The organism is Cohnella rhizosphaerae, from assembly GCF_029525575.1.
Lineage (GTDB): Bacteria > Bacillota > Bacilli > Paenibacillales > Paenibacillaceae > Cohnella > Cohnella rhizosphaerae.
On the sequence record NZ_JAPDIA010000007.1, the window covers coordinates 646,070 to 666,204 of the forward strand.

14 protein-coding genes and 1 pseudogene are annotated in these 20,135 nt (G+C 59.4%); 13 read left to right on the top strand and 2 right to left on the bottom strand.

Features of this window, described 5'->3' with window-relative positions; genetic code table 11:
* Nucleotides 1-40 precede the first annotated feature (40 nt).
* The 8 genes and pseudogenes from OMP40_RS20815 (at nt 41) to OMP40_RS20850 (ending at nt 9,370) form a co-directional block, all read left to right on the top strand.
* Nucleotides 41-987, top strand: a pseudogene (locus tag OMP40_RS20815) (ABC transporter permease).
* Nucleotides 988-1,001: 14 nt separating this feature from the next.
* On the top strand, nt 1,002-1,931 hold the full coding sequence (locus OMP40_RS20820; protein WP_277534226.1) for a carbohydrate ABC transporter permease: 930 nt from the start codon (nt 1,002-1,004) through the stop codon (nt 1,929-1,931).
* A 108-nt stretch (nt 1,932-2,039) separates the two neighbouring features.
* Nucleotides 2,040-3,539 carry an ABC transporter substrate-binding protein gene (locus OMP40_RS20825; RefSeq protein ID WP_277534227.1) on the top strand — a complete coding sequence of 500 codons (1,500 nt, stop codon included), beginning with the start codon at nt 2,040-2,042 and terminating at the stop codon, nt 3,537-3,539.
* Nucleotides 3,540-3,694: 155 nt separating this feature from the next.
* Complete coding sequence (locus tag OMP40_RS20830; RefSeq protein WP_277534229.1) at nt 3,695-5,425, top strand: sensor histidine kinase; 1,731 nt, start codon at nt 3,695-3,697, stop codon at nt 5,423-5,425.
* Between the two features lie 3 nt (nt 5,426-5,428).
* The gene (locus tag OMP40_RS20835) at nt 5,429-6,190 is read left to right on the top strand and encodes a response regulator transcription factor (protein WP_277534232.1); all 762 of its coding nucleotides are present in this window, start codon (nt 5,429-5,431) and stop codon (nt 6,188-6,190) included.
* A gap of 339 nt (nt 6,191-6,529) precedes the next feature.
* Nucleotides 6,530-7,318 carry a hypothetical protein gene (locus tag OMP40_RS20840; RefSeq protein ID WP_277534234.1) on the top strand — a complete coding sequence of 263 codons (789 nt, stop codon included), beginning with the start codon at nt 6,530-6,532 and terminating at the stop codon, nt 7,316-7,318.
* Between the two features lie 68 nt (nt 7,319-7,386).
* Entirely contained in the window at nt 7,387-7,719 is a 333-nt protein-coding gene (locus OMP40_RS20845; RefSeq protein WP_277534236.1) for a DUF3502 domain-containing protein, read from the top strand.
* 1,285 nt (nt 7,720-9,004) lie between these two features.
* Nucleotides 9,005-9,370: a hypothetical protein gene (locus OMP40_RS20850; RefSeq protein ID WP_277534237.1), complete on the top strand. Its 366-nt coding sequence runs from the start codon at nt 9,005-9,007 to the stop codon at nt 9,368-9,370.
* Nucleotides 9,371-9,773: 403 nt separating this feature from the next.
* Here OMP40_RS20850 and OMP40_RS20855 read toward each other — a convergent pair whose 3' ends face one another.
* Nucleotides 9,774-10,607 (bottom strand): carbohydrate ABC transporter permease, encoded by an 834-nt coding sequence (locus OMP40_RS20855; RefSeq protein WP_277534238.1) that lies wholly within the window; start codon nt 10,605-10,607, stop codon nt 9,774-9,776.
* Nucleotides 10,607-11,494: a carbohydrate ABC transporter permease gene (locus tag OMP40_RS20860; protein WP_277534240.1), complete on the bottom strand. Its 888-nt coding sequence runs from the start codon at nt 11,492-11,494 to the stop codon at nt 10,607-10,609. Before OMP40_RS20860 ends, OMP40_RS20855 begins: the two co-directional genes overlap by 1 nt.
* A 132-nt stretch (nt 11,495-11,626) precedes the next feature.
* Between OMP40_RS20860 and OMP40_RS42040 the strand changes: the two genes are divergently transcribed.
* The 5 genes from OMP40_RS42040 (at nt 11,627) to OMP40_RS20885 (ending at nt 20,082) form a co-directional block, all read left to right on the top strand.
* A complete protein-coding gene (locus tag OMP40_RS42040) occupies nt 11,627-12,571 on the top strand; it encodes a hypothetical protein (protein ID WP_277534242.1) in 945 nt (314 codons plus the stop codon).
* 113 nt (nt 12,572-12,684) lie between these two features.
* Nucleotides 12,685-13,458: a sensor histidine kinase gene (locus OMP40_RS42045; RefSeq protein ID WP_420872026.1), complete on the top strand. Its 774-nt coding sequence runs from the start codon at nt 12,685-12,687 to the stop codon at nt 13,456-13,458.
* 263 nt (nt 13,459-13,721) lie between these two features.
* Nucleotides 13,722-15,536, top strand: a complete 1,815-nt coding sequence (locus OMP40_RS20875) for a response regulator transcription factor (protein WP_277534244.1) — start codon at nt 13,722-13,724, stop codon at nt 15,534-15,536.
* A gap of 951 nt (nt 15,537-16,487) precedes the next feature.
* The gene (locus tag OMP40_RS20880; protein WP_277534245.1) at nt 16,488-17,831 is read left to right on the top strand and encodes an extracellular solute-binding protein; all 1,344 of its coding nucleotides are present in this window, start codon (nt 16,488-16,490) and stop codon (nt 17,829-17,831) included.
* A 109-nt stretch (nt 17,832-17,940) separates the two neighbouring features.
* The gene (locus OMP40_RS20885) at nt 17,941-20,082 is read left to right on the top strand and encodes an alpha-galactosidase (protein WP_277534247.1); all 2,142 of its coding nucleotides are present in this window, start codon (nt 17,941-17,943) and stop codon (nt 20,080-20,082) included.
* The last annotated feature ends 53 nt before the right edge of the window (nt 20,083-20,135 follow it).

Consider the following 20,135-nt stretch of genomic DNA (forward strand, 5'->3'; position numbering starts at 1 on the left):
ACAGGAAAATGAAAGCGTTTTACAGAAAGGGGAGACGTTCATGGACGCAAGGGTCGAACGCAAGAGGAAGCGAACGCGCTGGCGCAAGCATGACACCGAGCTGACGCTGCTCGCGCTCCCGACCGCGGTCTGGTACATTCTGTTCTGCTTTTTGCCGATGTTCGGCGTCATTATCGCGTTCAAAAACTTCAAGATCCACGGAAACTTCGTCGACAATGTCCTGAACAGCGCATGGGTCGGCTTCAAAAATTTCGAATTCCTGTTCAAATCGAACGACGCCTGGATCGTCGTACGCAACACGATCGGCTACAACATCATCTTTATTATCCTGGGCATCGCCGTTCCCGTCACGCTCGCGCTGATGGTCGGACAGCTGCACAGCCGCAAGGCGGCCAAGGTGTACCAAACGATGATGTTCCTGCCTTACTTCCTCTCCTGGGTCGTCGTATCCGCCGTCGTCTGGGCGTTCCTGAGTTATGATAAAGGCATTTTCAACCAATGGCTGTCCGACTTCAGCCGGGACCCCAAGAACTGGTACATGGAAGCGTCCTATTGGCCGTATTTCCTCGTCTTCATGAATATGTGGAAGGGCCTCGGATACGGGATGGTCATCTATCTGGCGACGATCACGAGCATGGATTCGACTTATTACGAAGCGGCGGTCATCGACGGCGCGACCAAGTGGCAGCAGACCCGGTACATTACGCTCCCCCCCTGATGAAGTTCGTTATCGTGCTGATGTTCATTCTGGCGGTCGGCCACATTTTCTCCACGGACTTCGGCCTGTTCTTCCAGGTGCCCCGGGATTCCAACTCGCTGTATAACGTGACCACGACGGTAGACGTACTCGTCTTCAAGCAGCTCAAGACGGCGACGGTCGGCATGGCTTCCGCTTCGTCGTTCCTGCAATCCGTGCTCGGGTGCGCGATGATATTGACCGCGAACTGGGTCGTCCGCAGAGTCGATCCGGACAGCGCGATGATCTAGAAAGGAGGCTGGCTATGTCCGCGCAGACAAGCTACGAATCGGGACTCGACAAGTTCAACCGAATCGGCAAAGCAACGAACGTGTTTTTTCATCTTCTCTTTATCTTGCTGGCGCTGTTGTGCCTCATTCCCGTCGTGGTGGTGCTCTCCATCTCGCTGTCCGACGAGTCGTCCATTCGCGAGAGCGGTTACCACATTTTGCCGACGGCGCTATCCGGGGATGCCTACAATTATATCGCGAAGCAGGGCTCGATGATGACGCGGGCGCTCGGCGTCTCCGTGTTCGTCACGGCGGCGGGCACGCTGATCGGCGTCCTGCTCACCACGTCGATGGGCTACGTGCTGTCGCGTCCGAACTACAAGCTGAACGGGCTGCTGACGTGGATCGTGTTCATCCCGATGATTTTTAACGGCGGCCTGGTGTCGAGCTACTATATCAATTCGTCGCTGCTGGGGCTGAAGAACACGATCTGGGCGCTCATCCTCCCGCTCGCCGTGTCCTCCTTTAACGTCATCATTTGCAGAACGTTTTTCAAATCGACGATACCGGACGGACTGATCGAATCGGCCGAGATCGACGGCGCCGGCCAGTTCCGCATCTACTTCACGATCGTGCTGCCGATCTCGCTGCCCGTGCTGGCGACGATCGGACTCTTCCTCTGCTTCTCCTACTGGAACGACTGGTTCCAATCGCTGCTCTACATCGACGACCAGAACCTGTACTCGCTCCAGGCGCTGCTGAACAGCCTGATGAGCAACGTCGACGCCCTGGCGAGAAACGCTTCGACGATGGGCGTCAGCTACGCGCAGCTCGTCGCCACGATGCCCAAGGAATCCGCGCGCATGGCGGTCGCGATCATCATCGTCCTGCCCGTAGCGCTCGCTTATCCGTTTTTCCAGAAATACTTCATCTCCGGTCTGACGGTTGGCGCCGTCAAAGGATAACCGAAATAAGCCCGGATCGATCGGGTTTATCATATCAGCCCCAAACCTGACACGCGTAAACGATAAGAGGAGGAAAAAAGATGAAAGCATTCGCGAAATCCCCCCCTGTTGATCGGCGCCGCCGCGCTGGCATTGACCGGCCTGGCCGGGTGCGCCAAATCGGACAACAACAATGGCGCAAGCGGCGCGGCAGCCAGCTCTCCGGCAGCCTCCGCGTCATCCGCGGCATCGGCTTCGTCGAGCGCTCCCGCCACGAAGTCCGGCGAGGTGCCGACGCTCGTCTGGTGGACGATCGGCGGGCAAATACCGGCCAACTACGACAAGGCCATCGAGAAGATCAACGAATATACGGCCGAAAAGATCGGCGTCAAAATCGATCTCCGCGTCGCCGGGTGGGGCGAATGGGATACGAAGATCAACACGATCGTCAACTCCGGGGAACCGTTCGACATCATGTTCACGAACAACGGCAAGTACAGCCAGCAGGTCAACATGGGCGCGTTCGCCGATATTACCGACCTCGTGCAGAGCGCGACCCCGGATCTGTACGGCCTGGTGCCGAAAATGGTGTGGGACGGAACGAGAATCGGCGGCAAAGTGTACGCGGTGCCGACCTACAAGGACTCGTCCGCGACGCAGTACTGGGTATTCGACGATGCGCTCGTCAAGAAGTACAACATCGACCTCGCCGGCATCAAGACGATGCAGGATCTGGATAAGCCGTTCCGCGACATCAAGGCCGGCGAAGGCAAGAGCTACTACCCGCTGTCCCTGACGCAAGGCGAGGGCTTCAACGGCTTCTTCAACGCCTACGACGATATGACGCTCGGCTTCGCGCCGATCGGCGTCAAGACCGACGACGGTTCGCGCAAGGTCGTCTCCGTGCTGGAGCAGGCCGATACGATGGCCAACCTGAAGCTGATGCACCAGTGGTACAAAGACGGCATCATCAATCCGGACGCGCCGACCAAGATCGAAGCGGATCCATACCGTCCGTTCTTCAGCGCGCAGGCGTTCCCCGGCGCCGAAGTGAACTGGCAGATCAACGCGGGCATCGAGAAATACGACATGGTGAAAATATCGGGGCCGATCTATACGACCAGCACGATCCAGGGCTCCATGAACGCGATCTCCGCCAACTCGAAGTACAAGGAAGAAGCGCTGAAGTATTTGCAGCTGGTCAACACCGACGCCAAGCTGCGCAACATGCTGGCGTTCGGCGAAGAAGGCGTCGACTTCGATTATGTGAGCGACAAAGTCGTCGAACGGAAAACCGATACGTGGCCGCTGGCCGCTTACACGCAAGGCACGTTCTTTAACCTGGCCGTCACCAAGGGCGCGCCGGAAGACCAGTGGGAGCAGGTCCGCAAGCTGAACGAAGCGGCGACCTCCTCCACGATTCTCGGATTCGCGCTCGATATTACCGACCTGGCCACGGAAGTCGCCAACGTGAAGTCCGTCTGGAGCAAATACAGCTACGAGCTCGTCACCGGCGCGTCCGATCCGGAGAAGCAGGTGCCGAAAATCGCCGACGAGCTGAAGAAGGCCGGCATGGATAAGATCATTCAAGCCGCGCAGGCGCAAATCGACGCTTACTTCAAGGCCTAAGAAGAGAGCAGGATAATAACGAGCCCGAACGCGCCTCCAAGGACGTTCGGGTTTTCCGGTCTTGCATCGGCCGGCGTCAGGATTGATTTATCCGAAGCATACGGTATATGGTTAAACCATGACTTCCATAAAGTCCGACAGCAGGGGAGCGCCGCATGTTTTCCTTTTTCCAAATTCAAATCTATCGCGGCAAATTCATCGCTTTCGCGGTTTTTGCGCTGCTCATGGGGCTTGGCTTAAGCGCGCTGGCCACCTACGTACTGCTGGAGCAATGGCTCGAAAACGCGAAGAGCCAGGCGGCGGACTCCTTTTCGCGGGTGGAGAGCGCGCTTCAGAACGATTCCGAGCGAATCGACGCCTATCTGCAGCGGGTATACTCCAACGCCGGCCTCGTGGCCGACGTCCGCTATTTTCTCGGCAACAGCGCGGAAGGCTACCTGACGGTCAGGCTCCAGAACAGCCGCTACGATCAGACGCTCGTCTCGTTTCCGGAGGACATGAAGGCCTTTCTGGGCAACAGCGGGCAAAATCGCATCGTGCAGGTAAGCCTGCATACCGCGGAGCAAGGCAACGTCGTGCGCTTCGGCAGCAGCGGCGGCACGAGCTTCAAGTTTAACGTGCCGAACGCGGACGAGTTGTTCCGGGAGACGATCCGAAGGGGCTTCGTCATTCGCAAGCAGCTGCTCGATCCGAATCAGATCTCGCGTCAGCTCGGCGAATTCCGTTTTCTCGTCGGCAGCGACGCGTTGTTCGCGAACGTGCAGAACAACCGGCGAATGGCATCCGCAGCGGTCAGCCCTGCGGGCGAGGTCTATCTCCCGGGCGGCGCGGATCGCGCGGGCGAGGCGCTGTTCCGCAAAGCCGCGGCGAACGGACGCGGCCAGGGGTTCATGCGGCTCGGCGGATTCGGCCGCGCGTTTTACGTCGCCTATCGCTCCCAGACGTTCGACTATCAATTCGTAAGCGTCGTCGACTTGTCGGTGCTCGTCCGGCAAAAAGCGGGTATCCTGCTCATCGTCTATTTAGTGGTATGGGCGGTCATGGGCAGCGTCCTCCTGCTCGCCGCCTACAATCTGCGCGAAGCCGCCGGCTTCCTGCGCCGCATCATTCATTCGATCGAACGGGTCAAATCCGCCAACTTCACGCCCGTCAGTCCCGCGCGCTACCGGAAGAAGGAGTACGGGATGATCGCGGCGGAGCTCGACGATATGACGCTGCAGCTCAACAAGCATATTCAGACGGAATATCTGCTCAAGCTGAAGCAGCAGGAGACGGAAATGAAGGCGCTTCAACACCAGATCAACCCGCATTTTCTGTACAATACGCTGGAGATCATCCGTTCCTCCGCGCTGTCGGGCCGTTCGGACGATACGGCCGAAGCGATCGCGACGCTGGGCGCGCTGTATCGCGAGATCGTCAAAAACGAAAATATCGTTCCGCTGGGCAGCGAGCTTGCCCTGCTGCAAAAATATTTAAAGATCATGGAATTCAAATACCCGGACCGATTTTTCTACCAGCTGGACGTGGACGAAGCGCTGCTGTCGCTGCCGACGGTCAAGTTCTGGATGCAGCCGCTCGCGGAGAACTTTTTCGTGCACGGCTTCGATCCGGACCGCGAGTTCAACCTGCTGGTCGTGAACGGCACGGCGCGCGCGGACGCCTACGTGCTGGAGATGGTGGACAACGGCGCCACGATCTCGAAGGAGCGGCTGGCCGAGATCCGCCGCCTTCTGTCGGTGAACGAGGACTCCCCCGCGGAGAGCATCGGACTGCGGAACGTGTACACGCGGCTGCACTTTTTCCACGGCAAAGGCTTTGCGATGCAAATCGATAACAATGAGGAAGCGGGCGTGAAGATCACCTTAACCTTTGCGAAGGAGGCGTAAGGCATGTACAAGCTTCTGATCGTGGACGACGAGCCGCAAATTCTGGAGGGCGTGAAGCGAACGCTGGATTGGGAGAAGCTCGGCTTCGCGCAAATCGAAACGAGCGAGACGTACGACGGCGCCATCGCCAAAGCCGTGGCGTTCGGCCCGGACCTCGCGATCTTCGACGTCTGCATCGGCAAGGAACGCGGCTACGACGCCATCCGCAGGCTGAAGGAAATCCGGCTGCCGGCCGCCTACATTATGATGAGCGGCTACGAGGAGTTCGAGTACGCCGTGCAGGCGATTCACTGCGGCGCCAAGGATTATCTGCTCAAGCCCATCGAGCGCGCCAAGCTGCAGGCGCTCGTCGAGCGGATTATCGTCGAGGACCTGAACGGTACGATCGAAGGAGCGGAGCCGGACGACCGCGACGCGGATCCGATTCTCGGCGTGCGCTACGACGGCCTGTCCAAGCTGACCAACCGCATTTTGCAGATGGTCAAAGCCGAATACGGGCACAATCTCAACCTCAAGACGGTGGCCGAACGCTTTCGCATGAACGGGACCTACCTCGGCCAGCTCTTCCTGAAGGAAACGCAAATGAAATTTTCGGAGTACCTGATGGCCTACCGGATGTTCCGGGCGCGCGAACGCATCCAGACGACGGACGAGAAAATCGCGACGATCGCCCAGTCCGTCGGATACGCCAACCTGAACTACTTTTATACGCATTTCAACGCTTACTTTCACAAGTCGCCTTCGGACCTGCGGAGAAAGGATTAACGCGCCTATGCGGCATCGGCGAATCCGCAGACCGTCGTTCAAGGCGGCCATGCTTGCCGCGCTGCTGACGCTGCCGCTGTCGCTATCGGGCTGCATAACCCGATCGGCCGCGGGCGATCAGCCGATGCGCGACAGCCGGGCCGTGAATTTGATCTACTATACGATCGGCAGCCCCGACCCCGACCTGAAGCGGGTCAACGACAAGATCAATGAAGTGACGGCCAAAAAAAATCGGGGTCACGATTACCTATATAAAGGTAGGCTGGCAGGAATACAGCGACCGGCTCCATACGCTGATCTCGACGGGCTCGCCGTTCGATATCGCGTTCGCCACCGATTATGCGGGCTTCGTGCAGCGGGGGGGCCTGGCTCAAGCTGGACGAGGCGCTGTCCGGGCCCGGACGGGAAATGTACGAAGCGATCGACCCCGTGCTGTGGGAGGGCGTCCGCATGGAGGACGGCGGGATCTACGGCGTGCCGACGAACAAGGAGCTCGCGGTCCGGATGCAGTGGATGTACCCGGAGTCGCTCGTGCGAAAGTACGGCATCGATATCGCCCGGTACGACACGCTGGAGTCGCTGGCGCCGTTGCTCGAGATGATCAGCGACAAGGAGCCCGGCTACCAGCCGATGGAGCTGGACAAGGATTCGCAAAATTTTTTCGCGCTGGACGGCTACGAATATATAACCGACAAGCCGCTGCCGCTCATGGTCCGTTCGCTGGAGCCGGAAGCGCCGGTAGTCGGCATTTTCGAAACGAAGGAAGCCAGGCGCGTGCTGGATACGCTGCGCAGCTATTATCTCAAGGGTTACATCAATGAGGATGCGGCCTTGCGGGAGGGGCAGAACCTGAAGCGGGGGGGACCGGGTATTCTGGAAGCCCGCCGGAGGCGGTCCGCTCGCGGAGAACAGCTGGAGCAAGGATCGCGGCTACGAGGTCGTCGCCCATCCCGTGTCGCCGCCCCTGATCACGACCGAATCCGTTCGCGGCGGGATCATGGCGGTCAACGCCAATTCCGCGCATCCCGCCGAGAGCGTCAAGTTTCTGAATCTGCTCAACACGGATCCCGAGCTGCGCAATCTGTTCAATTACGGCATCGAGGGCGTGCACTACACGCTGGACGCTAACGGGCAGGTGCTGCCGAAGTCGTCGGGGGGACGGGGACGATCCGGGCGGGACGGTCGGCTATGAAGGGGTGCAGTACACCCAGGGCAACTGGTTTATCCTCAAGACGCTCGGCGGGGAGTATCCGGATCCTTTGGACAAATGGGACCGGTACCGGGCGGCCAACGCCGGCAACGTCAAATCCAGGCTGTTCGGCTTCACGCCGGATCTGGCCGGCATGTCCGTCCAGCTCGACAATATCCGAACGGTGTGGGAAAAGTACTATCCGGGCCTGATGACCGGCAGCGTGGACGTGGAAGCCGTATTGCCCAAGTTCAACGCGGAGCTCCGGCAGGCGGGGCTGGACGAGGTGCGGGCGGAGGTGCAAAAGCAGCTCGATGCCTGGCGCAAGCTCCATCCGTAGCCGGCAATCAATTGCAAGATCGATCCCCTTGTTCGTCTGTTAGTCCTCCACAGCGACGTGTTGTTTACCTGGAAGTTATCGCGTATAGAATATAGAAGAATGCGCTTAAGAGCAGGTATCAAAACAAGCCAAGAGGATCATACCAATAGCTGTGCCGGAAGGGAGAGGGGGGGGTTGCAGCCCCTCTTCTTCGCGTTTTGGCGCGGTTGTTCCAGACGGAAGTGAGATTTTGCGGCTGCGGGGTTGAACGATGACGTTAACGACTAAAATAACGGGGCTCGAACCCCTCTCATCACCATGATCACCGTGCTCGTTTTTGTTGCGAACATAACCCGCGCCGAAGTTGCCATAATCGTGCAGCGGTTGTTGAGGGAATCAAATCTCATATAAAGAAAGAAAAGGATTGCCTTCACTCGGTCGACGTGGCCAAGCGGGGGCATTTTTTTCGGTTGATCTCACAGTCCCCAACCGCTCAATCACCTGCTTGCATCCAGTCATTCAATCTTGTTTATTTGTCTCTTAGATTGTCAACACTGCTTTCTATCAGAAATAAAGAAGGAGGCATGGTTTCTATGAAATCTAAAAGAATTGGTTCAAAGAGTTATAAGGCGAAGCACGGAAAGATAAAGGGGGACACTCGTATTCAGTTTTTTTACTGCCAAAGTGGAACATCCGATCAAGCCAGCTACAAGCGGAATAAAAATCCTTAAATTATAATTGCTCATAAATCCATATTTTGTTAAAATATTTTGGTCTGATAACGTATTTTTGCGTTTGGGAGTGAGGATTACGAGGAGACAACTACGCCACCATCGGTCGATAAGGAAAAAAATTGTCCAAAGAATTTCAAAAAACAAAATGACCAGCTCTATTGTTGCGTTATACCTACTCACAAATGTATTTAGCATCATCTCAGGTGCATTTGGAAACGTTTTAACGGATCTTAATGTATACTTACTTAATCCATATAAATGGCTCGTCACATGGGTGCCTTCCTCGGAGTTCGGGAAGTGGTTGCAATTCAATTTCTTGTTTTGGCCGTATGTGGGTTTACTCGTACTATTGATTAAATTGGGTAATTACATATGGAACATGTGGATAGCGAAAATTGAGGACGAGCCCGTTACACCGTTGGTGCTGTATAAGGAAGAGTTTGCAGCCGCAACAGAAGCGATGGATTTTTCAGTAAATACAAATGATAAAGAGGAAGCTTTTCATGACCTCTTACTGACTGTTACTGAAACAATAGCTGTTAATCTTGGTCTAAGAAAAAAAAGACTACAGAATGATGTTTTTTACAGAAAAGCCGGGACAGGGCGAAATTGCCGGATATCGTGTCGGTAAACAACATGAATTAGTAATGCGAGGCAAGCTTGATCCGACTAGTTTCTATCCGAAAGATTTAGAGCTCATCAGACTCTGCTTGCAACAAGAGCAAACAGAGCTTGTTGTTCCCGAAGTTCCTTTTAGTGATGCAAAAATTGTGCTATTTACTAGAAACCCTGGTCGTTTTCGTCTGGGGCTATACATCGCAATTCTTAAAGAGTATGACGTGGGATTTGCCGAAGAAGTTTTCCCCCAAGTAGCGCATATCATCACTACGCTGGGTTTCATGGACGAGATGCGGAGTTTTATTGTACAATCTGATTAAGAGGAGGCCGCTGTTATGGGAGCAAAATCACCGTACACGCCGTTTAAGTTGAATGGGACACGCATTCCGCCTGCGAAAAGCGGTTTAAAGGTGTTGGACGCTAAAAAAGCTTGCCGCACTGACCGAAGCCAAACAAGCTCTCCGGGAAATTGCCGTAAGCAGAGAAAAGTAATGACGACCGACTAGACCACAATCAGAGGTGCCTGGTTGTGGTTCGGTTTTGGTATGAAAACCACATATATAACTAAAGCTCCTTAATACAGGGGGAAGGCACTGAAGAACTCTTCCCGAGCTTCACAGAAAATCGATTAAAAAGACATCTGCTCCCGTTTTCGAGGGCAGATGTCTTTTTTGATCGATTTCGGCTTTTCGTATGGCGGCTTCTTCGTTCTACGTTTTTCGTTTAACCTTTCACCGCGCCGGCGACGACGCCTTTGACGATGTACTTTTGCAGGAACATGAACACGACGATCGACGGCAGGACGGCCATCACCATGGCGGTCATCGCGTACTGCCAGTCCGACGTGTACTGGCCGACGAACGTGTAGGCCGCGAGCGTCAGCGTCTTGGTCGTCGGGGAGCCGTTGACCATGAGGAGCGGGAGCAGGAAGTCGTTCCAGATCCACATGACGTCGATGATGACGATCGTCGCCGTGACGGACTTGAGCAGCGGGAAAATGATCTTGAAGAACAGCCCGAAGCCGGAAGCCCCGTCGATCATGGCGCTCTCGTCGAGCTCCTTCGGAATGCCTTTCACGAACCCGTGATAGATGAAGACGGCGAGCGGCGCGCCGAAGCCCCAGTACAGCAGGCCGAGTCCCCAGGTGCTGTCGGACAGGTGCAGGAACCGCGCGGTCTTGAGCACCGTGAGCATGATCGACTGGAACGGGATGAGCATCGGCATGATGCAGATGAAGTAGACGATGCCGCTCAGTCTCGACTTCGTGCGCGCCAGCTTGTAGGCGGCGATCGACGAGACGAGGACGATGCCCGCAAGCCCCAGCACGGTGATGATCGTGTTGTTCAGGAACAGGCGCGGATAGTTGATGAACTTCCACACGTACGAATAGTTGGCGAACGTCCAATGATGCGGCAGCGCGATGACGTCCGACATGACTTCCTGAAAGCTCTTGAACGAGTTGAAGATCGCCAGGAAGAGCGGATACAGGAACGCGAGGGAGAGCAGGACCATGACGATCTCGCCGATCCAGCGAGCGGCTTTGTTCGAAGCGGACATTAGGCCTCTACCTCCCTGCGCTTGAAGATGGTGAGCTGGATGACGGTGATGATCAGGACGGCGACGAACAGGATGAGCGCCTTGGCGGTGCCGTAGCCGTACAGGTTGTTCGTGAAGGTGTCGCGGTAAATGTCGTACGCCACGCTGTACGTCGTGCCGCCCGGACCGCCCCCGGTGAGGGACAGGATGACGTCGAACACCTTGATCGAGTTGGTCAGCGCCATGAAGACGGCGATCGTGATCGACGGCGCGAGCAGCGGCAGCGTCACGCTGAAGAAGCGGCGGACGGGGCCGGCGCCGTCCACGACGGCGGCTTCCTTGAGGTCGCCCGGCACGGACTGCAGGCCCGCGATGTAGATGACCAGATAGAACCCGATCGACTGCCAGATGGACACGAACAGCACGGAGATGAAGGCGAGTCCCGGCTCCCCGAGCCAGCTCATTTTGAAAATATGCCAGCCCGTGCTGCTGCCGAGCGACTCGAAGCCTTGCATAAAGATGAACTTCCAGATGAAGCCGACGATGACGAGACTGAGAATGTACGGGATGAAAAAGGCCGCGCGCAGCCAGGTCTTCGACTTCAGCTTGGCGTCCAGGACGAGCGCCAGCAAAATGGCCAGCACGTTGATGAGCACGATATACAGCACGGCGTACTTGACCGTGAACCAGGCCGCGTTCGTGAAGTTGGCGTCGCCGGTGAAGATCTGTCTGAAGTTGTCCAGGCCGATGAACTTGGGATGTTTGGAAATGCCGTTCCACTTGGTCAGCGAATAGCGGACGGTCATGACGAACGGAATGTAAAAGGCGACGGCCACGCAGATCAGAACGGGCAGCGTGAACAGGCCGAACTCCATCTTGGAGCGCCATTTGCGGTAAAACGAGGCCATAGCGGCACCTCTTCTCTCTTGTGGTGTGACGGGTTTAGGCTATAATGCATTATAAAACGGCGTCGAATACGTCCTAAATGGATTTAAGTAATCACTTAAGGGTAATAAGGTGAACTGGAACCGGAGGCGCTTATGCATATATTTCCGCAATGGCTGCGGCAGACGGGGCGCCGGCTGCGAGAGGCCCCGTCCCGCAGGCTGGTGAACAAGCTGATCTTGCTGTTCACCTCCATCATCATTCTGATCGTCTCGAGCCTGACGTTCATCGCGTACAAGATCATCGAACGGGAATCCGTGGCGAACAGCATCGCGAGCAACCGGAGCAACCTGAAGCTGGTGAACCAGAACTACGCCAAGTATATGAGCGAGCTCGAACAGCTGTCGCTGCCGCAGATCGCCTACGATCCGCTCATGCGCGCCATCGAGCGCGAGGGCGAGGACTACGCCTCCCGGCTCTACCTGGAGGACTATTTGCGTTCGCTTTTTTACGCGAGATCCGACCTGCAGAGCATCTATTTGTACCTGGTCGACGAACGCAAGTATTTGTACGTGACCCGCGAGCGGTACAACGTGACGGTGCGCGCCGCCCTGGACGACGGCATCCCCGAGCAGGCCTGGTACAAACGGGCGATGGCGGATTCGCACAACCGGGGCGTGCAGTCGCTGGTCCTCTCGCGCGAGACCGGGTACGGCACGGCGCCGGAGGGCGTGTACATGGCGTATCACCGGGTGCTGCGTTCGCTGAGGGACCGGCAGGCGCGCGCCGTCCTCAGCTTCTACGTGAACGATTCGGCCAAAAACGCGATCATGGCGGACATGCCCAAGACCGAGGGGGGAGCACGCCATTTTGCTGGATGCGGACGACACGCCGTTTCACGTCGACGATCCCGTGTTCTATTCGGCGGCAAGCCGACGACGAAGACTTCGTCCGCGCGCTCCACGCGGAGGAGGCGAAGGAAAGATTCAACTGGCAGGGACCGGACGGGCGTTATCTGGTCGTCGAAAACGTCGACGCGCGGGACGGCTGGCGGCTCGTCAAGCCCATTCCGTTCAGCGAGATCTACCGGACGGCGGTAGAGGCGCGGCGCATCAGTCTCTGGATCGGATTGGGTTTCCTCGTCGTCGCGGTGGGGCTCGTCATCCTGACCTCGAACGCGATCACGCGGCCGCTCAAGCGGCTGTCCAAGGAGATGAGCCGGTTCGGCGCGGGCGACTTCGAGACGGTGACCGAGGTGCGCGGGCGCGACGAGATCGCGTATTTGTCCAAGCACTTCAATCTCATGGCGCGGCGGACGAACGAGTTGATCAACGAACGGTACAAGATGAAGCTGACGGAGCAGAGCGCGATTCTGAAGGCGCTGGAGGCGGAGATCAATCCGCATTTTCTGTACAACGCGCTGCAGGCGATATCGACGAAGGCGCTCAAGAGCGGCAACGACGACGTGGCGGACATGGTCGATGCGCTCGCCGGGACGCTGCGCTACTGCATCAGCGGCAAGGACGTCGTCTATCTGAATGAGGAGCTGAAGCACGTGGAAAGGTACATGATGCTGCAAAAGGCGAGATTCGGCAGTCGCGTCGTCATGACGTACGACATCGGGGAAGCGCTGCTACAGCTGTCGATTCCGAAGCTGTCGGTCCAGTCGCTCGTGGAGAACGCGATCAAGCATGGCGTCGAAAAGGTGCAGCGTCCGGTCGAGATCGCGGTGTCCGTCTATATGGAGGAAGACCGGGCGGTCATCGCCGTGCGCGACGACGGACCGGGCATCGCGCCGGATCGCCTGCGCGAGGTCCAGGCTTCCTTCGGGCAGGCCTGGGAGGACCGCAGCGGCGAGAGCATCGGCCTGCGCAATCTGGACGCGCGCCTGAAGCTGCTGTACGGCGGGGAAGCGGGCCTCGAGATCGAGGCGCTCGAAGCGGGCACGGAGCTGCGCATGCGTATTCCCGCGGGGGGATCGCGATGAGGGTCCGGATGCATGGCGGCGAGGGGCCGCAAAGGAGCGGGGGACCGGGGGCGGAACGCGGGGGACGCGGCATGAGGATGAGAGTCGCAGGAGGCGGCGAGCGGCCGCGAAGGAGCAGGGGACCGGATGCGGAACGCAGAGCACGGGGCATGCGGATGAGAGTCGCAGGAGGCGGCGAACGGCCGCGAAGGATCAGGGAACCGGATGCGGAACGCAGGGCACGGGGCGCTGGGATGAGGAGCTCGAGGGGGGAGGCGGACGTCTTGTATAAAGCTTTGATCATTGACGACGAGGAGCCGACGCGCGAGGCGATCCGCATCCTGGGCGACTGGCCGCGCCACGGCATCGGCGAGGTGCTGGAGGCCGCGGACGGCCAGGAGGGGCTGGCGCTGTTGGAGCGGGAGCGGCCGGACCTCGTGCTGGTCGACATGAAAATGCCGGTCATGGACGGGCTCGCGTTCCTCCAAGTCGTCGAGCGGGATTATCCGGATCTGTTCACGATCGTGATCAGCGGCTACAACGACTTCGACTATACGCGCCAGGCGATCCGCGCGCGGGTCGTCGACTACCTGCTGAAGCCGGTCAACCGGGGCGACCTTAACCAGGCGCTCGCCAAAGCGGCGGGCGTTCTGGACGCCCGGCGGGACGCCAAGCGCGGCAATATCGACCGCGATATCGCGCTCAACATGTCGCTGCCGAAGCTCAAGGAGAACATCTACTTGTCGCTGCTGGCGCGCACCTTCAGAGCCGGCAGCAGCGAGGCGTACCTGCGCCTGATCGGCGCGGACGATCCGGGGACGCGCTTCGGCGTAACCGTACTTCGATTGCTGAACCTGGACGCGGTCGCGGCCGGCCGGTTCAAGGGCGAGACCGCGCTCCTGCACTACGCGGCGGCCAACGTCGTCGGCGAATTCGCCGAGGCGGGCTTCCAGAGCTTCGGGCTGGCGAACCCGAAGCGGGACCGGGAGCTGATCGTCATCCATGCGATGACGGGAGGTTATCCCGAGGATCTCGCGTTCCGCGCCGCGCACTTCGCGCGCAAGATCGCGCAGGGGCTGCACGATCTGTTCGGCCTCCGCACGGCGGCGGGACTGAGCGGGCCGGGCGTCGCGGTCGGCGGCTTGGCGGACGCCTATGACGCCGCTTCCGAGGCGGCGGACGGCGTCGATCTGTTCCGCGGCGACGCGCTTCAGCCGGCGGGGGCGGAGCGCAAGGACGCGGGATCAGAGCGTAGGGAGATGGGGGCGGAGCGTAAGGACGCGGGGGCAGAGCGTAGGGAGATGGGGGCGGAGCGCAAGGACGCGGGAGCAGAGCGTAAGGAGGCGGGAGCGGAGCGTAAGGAGGCGGGCGCGCCGGCCGTTTCTTTTGCAGTGCGCATGCCGCAGCTGCGCGCGGCAATCGAGGCGGGCAGCGCCGCGCAGGCGCGTACGGTCGTCCAGCAGCTGCTGGGAGGCGTGCGGGATCGGGGCCGCTTCAGCCTCAAGCAGGCGGATCGGCTGCTGGAGGAACTGCTCTTCCTGCTCGGCGAGGTGGCGCTCGAGCTGGGACTGCCGGCTGCCGGCACGGAGGGTCGCGGGGGCTCGGGCGGAGACGGCGGGGCTGCCGCCGTGGCGGGCATCCGCGGCGACGGGCCGCTGGGCGCGCTCGGACTGTCCGCGGACTATGCCGGCTTCGACGAGTACGAGATGCTGCTTTGCGGGATTTGCGAGCGGTACGCCGATCTGGCGCGCGCCGCGCTGTCGCCGGAGAGAGCGTTCGACGTGGGCGAGATCAAGCGCTACATCGAGCAGCATTACTTCGAGGACATCAAGATCTCCATGTTCACCGAGCGGTACTTCCTGAGCAGGGAATACCTGATGAAACTGTTCAAGCAGCACTACGGCTACGGCATCCACGAGTACGTGCAGAAGGTGCGAATGGACAAGGCCAAGGCGCTGCTCGACCGGCCGGAGCTGAAGATTCAGGAGATTTCCGAGATGCTCGGCTTCAAGGACAAGAACTACTTTTCCAAGGCGTTCCGCAACTACGTCGGGCTGTCGCCTACGGAATACCGGGCGCAGGGCGCTGGAGCGCCATAGGTTCGGGATTGGCGGGCGCGAGCCGCCCCTGAACTCGCGGGACAGCCATCGTGCACAAAAAATGTGCACGAATCAACCGCGTCCCGCCGTGGCCGTCGCGAGGACAGCCATCGTGCACAAAAAATGTGCACGAATCAACCGCGTCCCGCCGCGGCTCTCGCGAGGACCGCCATCATGCACAATAAATGTGCACGAATCTAACCGCGTCCTGCCGCGGCTGTCGCGAGGACAGCCATCGTGCACAATAAATGTGCACGAATCAACCGCGTCCCGTCGCGGCTCTCGCGAGGACCGCCATCGTGCACAATAAATGTGCACGAATCTAACCGCGTCCCGCCGCGGCTGTCGCGAGGATCGCCATCGTGCACAATAAATGTGCACGAATCAACCGCGTCCCGCCGCGGCCGTCGAGAGGACAGCCATCGTGCACAAAAAATGTGCACGAAACGAGCGCATCACGTCGCGGCCGTCGCGAGGGCTGCCATCGTGCACAATAAATGTGCACGAATCAACCGCGTCCCGCCGCGGCCGTCGCGAGGATCGCCATCGTGCACAATAAATGTGCACGAATCAACCGCGTCCCGCCGCGGCCGTCGCGAGGACAGCCATCGTGCACAATAAATGTGCACGAATCAACCGCGTCCCGCCGCGGCCGTCGCGAGGACAGCCATCGTACACAATAATTGTGCACGAATCAACCGCGTCCCGCCGCGGCTCTCGCCCCGACTCTGAGCAGTTCAGCCCCTTGAAGTCACCGCAACACCCTCCGACGAGCGCATGGTACAGGTGCGTATAACTTTCCGTATTCGGGAGAAGGGTAAAAAAGCGAACCGCGGGCCAGGCCGCTTTTTTTACCCTTAAGAGATTACTTAAATGCATTGGGTTGCCGGCCTCGGTTCTTTAATATAAGCATCGTAGCGCAAAATCACTAACGAATCGGGGGCAACATACATGCTTAAAAAGATTGCGGGCGTATCCGTCAGCGCAGTGATGATGGCCGGTCTGCTGGCCGCATGCGGCGGCAACAACGACAACAACGCGGCATCGAGCGGGTCGGCATCGGCCGGCGCTTCGGCAGGCTCGTCTGCGAGCGCATCTGCGGGTACCTCTGACAAGCCGGTTACCATCAACATGTTCACGGCTTCGCCGGAGTACACGGACGCTTTTAACGCCTATATCGCCGAATACAAGAAGGTCAAGCCGAACGTCACGATCAACCTCGAGATCATGCAGTCCGACTACAACACGGTCCTGAAGTCCCGTATCGCTTCCGGCAATACGCCGGACGTCTTCCAGACGACGGCGGGCGGCGACATCGACACTTTCGCCGAGTACAGCGCGGACCTGACCAACGAACCGCTCGCGGCAGCGATGACCGACGCCGTTCGCAGCAACATGACGTCCAGCGACGGCAAAGTGCTGGGTCTGCCTGTCAAGGGCAACCTGTTCACGCTCATTTACAACAAGAAGCTGTTCGAGGAAGCAGGCATCACCGAAGTGCCAAAGACGACCGCTCAGCTCGACGACGCGATCGCCAAGCTCGAAGCCAAGGGCATCACGCCTTTCGCCAACGCCTACAAGGAATGGTGGACCTGGAAGCACGTGTTCCAACACTTCGTGGACGCCGCAGCGCAGGATTCGGGCACGGACGCCAAGACGCTGGTCGCCGACTTCATCGCCGGCAAGACGACGTTCAAGGATCATCCGGTGCTGGCCGACAACTTTTTCAAGTTCGTCGACACGACGATCGCGCACGGCACCGACAAGCCGCTTGAGCGCGACAGCAACGCCGAAGTCGGCGACTTCGCCGCAGGCAAGGCCGCCATCATGACCGGCAAGGGCGCTTGGGACGAAGAAGCGATCGAGAAGATCACGCCGGACATCCAGATCGGCATCATGGGTTATCCGGTCAGCGACAAACCCGAGCAAGCGGTCATCATCACGGGCGCCGACCAGGCGCTTCGCATCAACAAGGATTCCAAGGTCGCCCGCGAGACGATCGACTTCTTCAACTGGCTGTACACGTCCGACTACGGCAAGAGCTGGTTCTCGAACGTCGCGAAGGTCATCCCGCCGATCAAGGACGCCCCGCTGCCGGATCTGCAAATGCCGAAGGCGATGGACGAGATCCTCAAGACTGAGAAGTCCGGCGATCTGTCCGTCAACTACTCGCTCGATACGTTCCACCAGAAGTTCGGCGAGATCATGCAGGCGTATGTCGGCAAGAGCAAGACGAAGGACCAGGCAATCACCGAGATTCAGCAAGCCTGGACGCAGTTGGGCTCCGCTCAATAATCGAATTGGCGCCGAACGCCGCATAGACGGCATCCGACAGCAGCAGAACTCAGCCCTCCCGGGGACTGGGTTCTGCTCGTTTATGAACACCTGAGGGAGTGTGCCGAAAATGAACAAGACGATCGAAATCGCCGAAAACGGCCTTCATCTGCATATAGACGTGACGGAACAAGGGGACGCGCGATTGATGCATTTCGGACCCGAGCCGTACCGGCCGGGTACGGTGTCGGACAAGCAAGCTCCCGGCTTCCGCCTGCTGGAGCTGCAACTAACCGGCGAGGACCGCGCCGAGTACCACGGACGCACCCATAGAGCGACCTATCCGGGGCTGCGCATGCAATACCGGTCGCACAGCGATGCGCGCGTCGGCCCGGGCCGCAAGCTCGAAGTAACGCTGGCCGACCCCGAGACGGGGCTCGAGGCAGTTTCGCATTTCCAATTTTACGACGGCATTGCCGTCACGCGCTGTTGGACGACGTTGACGAACAAGGGCGCCTCGCCGCTGGGCGTCGAGTACGTGTCTACGTTCGCCCTGACGGGGCTCGACAAAGAAGGCGCGCTGGACCGCGACGACAAGATGTCCGTCTCCATTCCGCATAGCGGCTGGCAAAGCGAGCTCCAGTGGCGGACGTACTCGCTGCCCGAGCTTGGCCTCTCGCATATGACCGACCGCAGCTCGAAGCGCATTACTTGCAGCAATACGGGCTCCTGGGCGGCGGCCGAACATATCCCGATGGCCGTGTTGGACAACTTCGAAACGAATACGCAGCTGTTCTGGCAGATCGAGCACAACGGCTCCTGGCACTGGGAGATCATCGACCAGTTCGACTGTCTGACGTTGCTCGTGAGCGGGCCGACCGAGCACGACAATCAGTGGTGGCGCGAGCTCGCGCCGGGCGAGTCGTTCGTCTCCGTGCCGGCGGCGGTCGGCGCGACGCGTGGCGGCTTCGACGCGGCGATCGGCGAGCTGACCCGCTACCGGAGAGCGATCCGGCGTCCCAACGAAGACAACCGGCTGCTGCGCGTCATCTTTAACGACTACATGAACTGCCTCTGGGGCCAGCCGACGACCGAAAAGCTGCTCCCGCTCATCGACGCGGCCGCGGACATCGGCAGCGAGTATTTCTGCATCGACGCGGGCTGGTACGCGGACGGCGACTGGTGGGACGGGGTTGGCGAGTGGCTGCCTTCCAAGGCGCGGTTTCCGGAGGGCATCAAGTTCGTGCTCGACTATATCCGCGGCAAAGGCATGATTCCCGGTCTCTGGCTGGAGCTCGAGGTCATGGGCATCAACAGTCCGAAGCTGGCGGACGCCGACGACGGCTGGTTTTTCATGCGTCACGGCAAGCGTGTCAAGGACCGCTCGCGTTACCAGCTGGACTACCGCAACCCCGCCGTCGTCGCGCACGCGGACGAAGTCATTCGGCGCCTCGTCGAAGACTATGGGGTTGGTTATATTAAAATGGACTATAACATCAATGCAGGCATCGGCACCGAGACGGACGCGGACAGCTTCGGCGACGGCCTGCTGCAGCACAACCGGGCGTATCTCGCCTGGCTGGACGGCATCTTCGCGCGGTATCCGGACCTGGTTATCGAAAACTGCTCCAGCGGCGGCATGCGCATGGACTACGCCATGCTGAGCAGGCACAGTATTCAGTCAACGAGCGACCAGGAGGACTATGTAAAATATGCGGCCATCGCCGCGGCTTCGCCGTCCGCGCTGACGCCGGAGCAGTCGGCCATCTGGTCGTATCCGCTGCGCGAGGGCGACGACGAGGAAGTCGTGTTCAACATGGTCAACGCCATGCTGCTCCGCGTCCACCAGAGCGGCCATGTCGCCGAGCTCAGTCCGCGCCGCCGCGCGCTCGTCAAGGAAGCGCTCGACTACTACAAGACGATGCGCGCCGACATCGCAGCGGGCCTGCCGTTCTGGCCGCTCGGCCTGCCGACGCAGCAGGACGACTGGATCTGCTTCGGCATCCGCGCGGACGACCGAGCCTATGTCGCGGTCTGGCGCCTCGGCGGCGAAGCGGCCGAGATCGCGCTGCCGCTGCCGTGGCTGGCGGCGGAGGGCGGAGGCGGCGCTGGCACTTCCGGCGCAGCAGGCGCCGTGCAAGTGCGTGCGCGTATCGCCTACCCGGCCGCGCATGAGGGCAGCGCCGCCGCCTGGGACGCCGAGACCGGCACGCTGCGCGTGAAGCTGCCGCGCGAGCGGACGGCAAGGCTGGTAGAGCTGCGTGTCTTTTAATGAAGCTGCCCATTTGATGACGATTAATTCAGGCTGAACGGAACAAACGGATT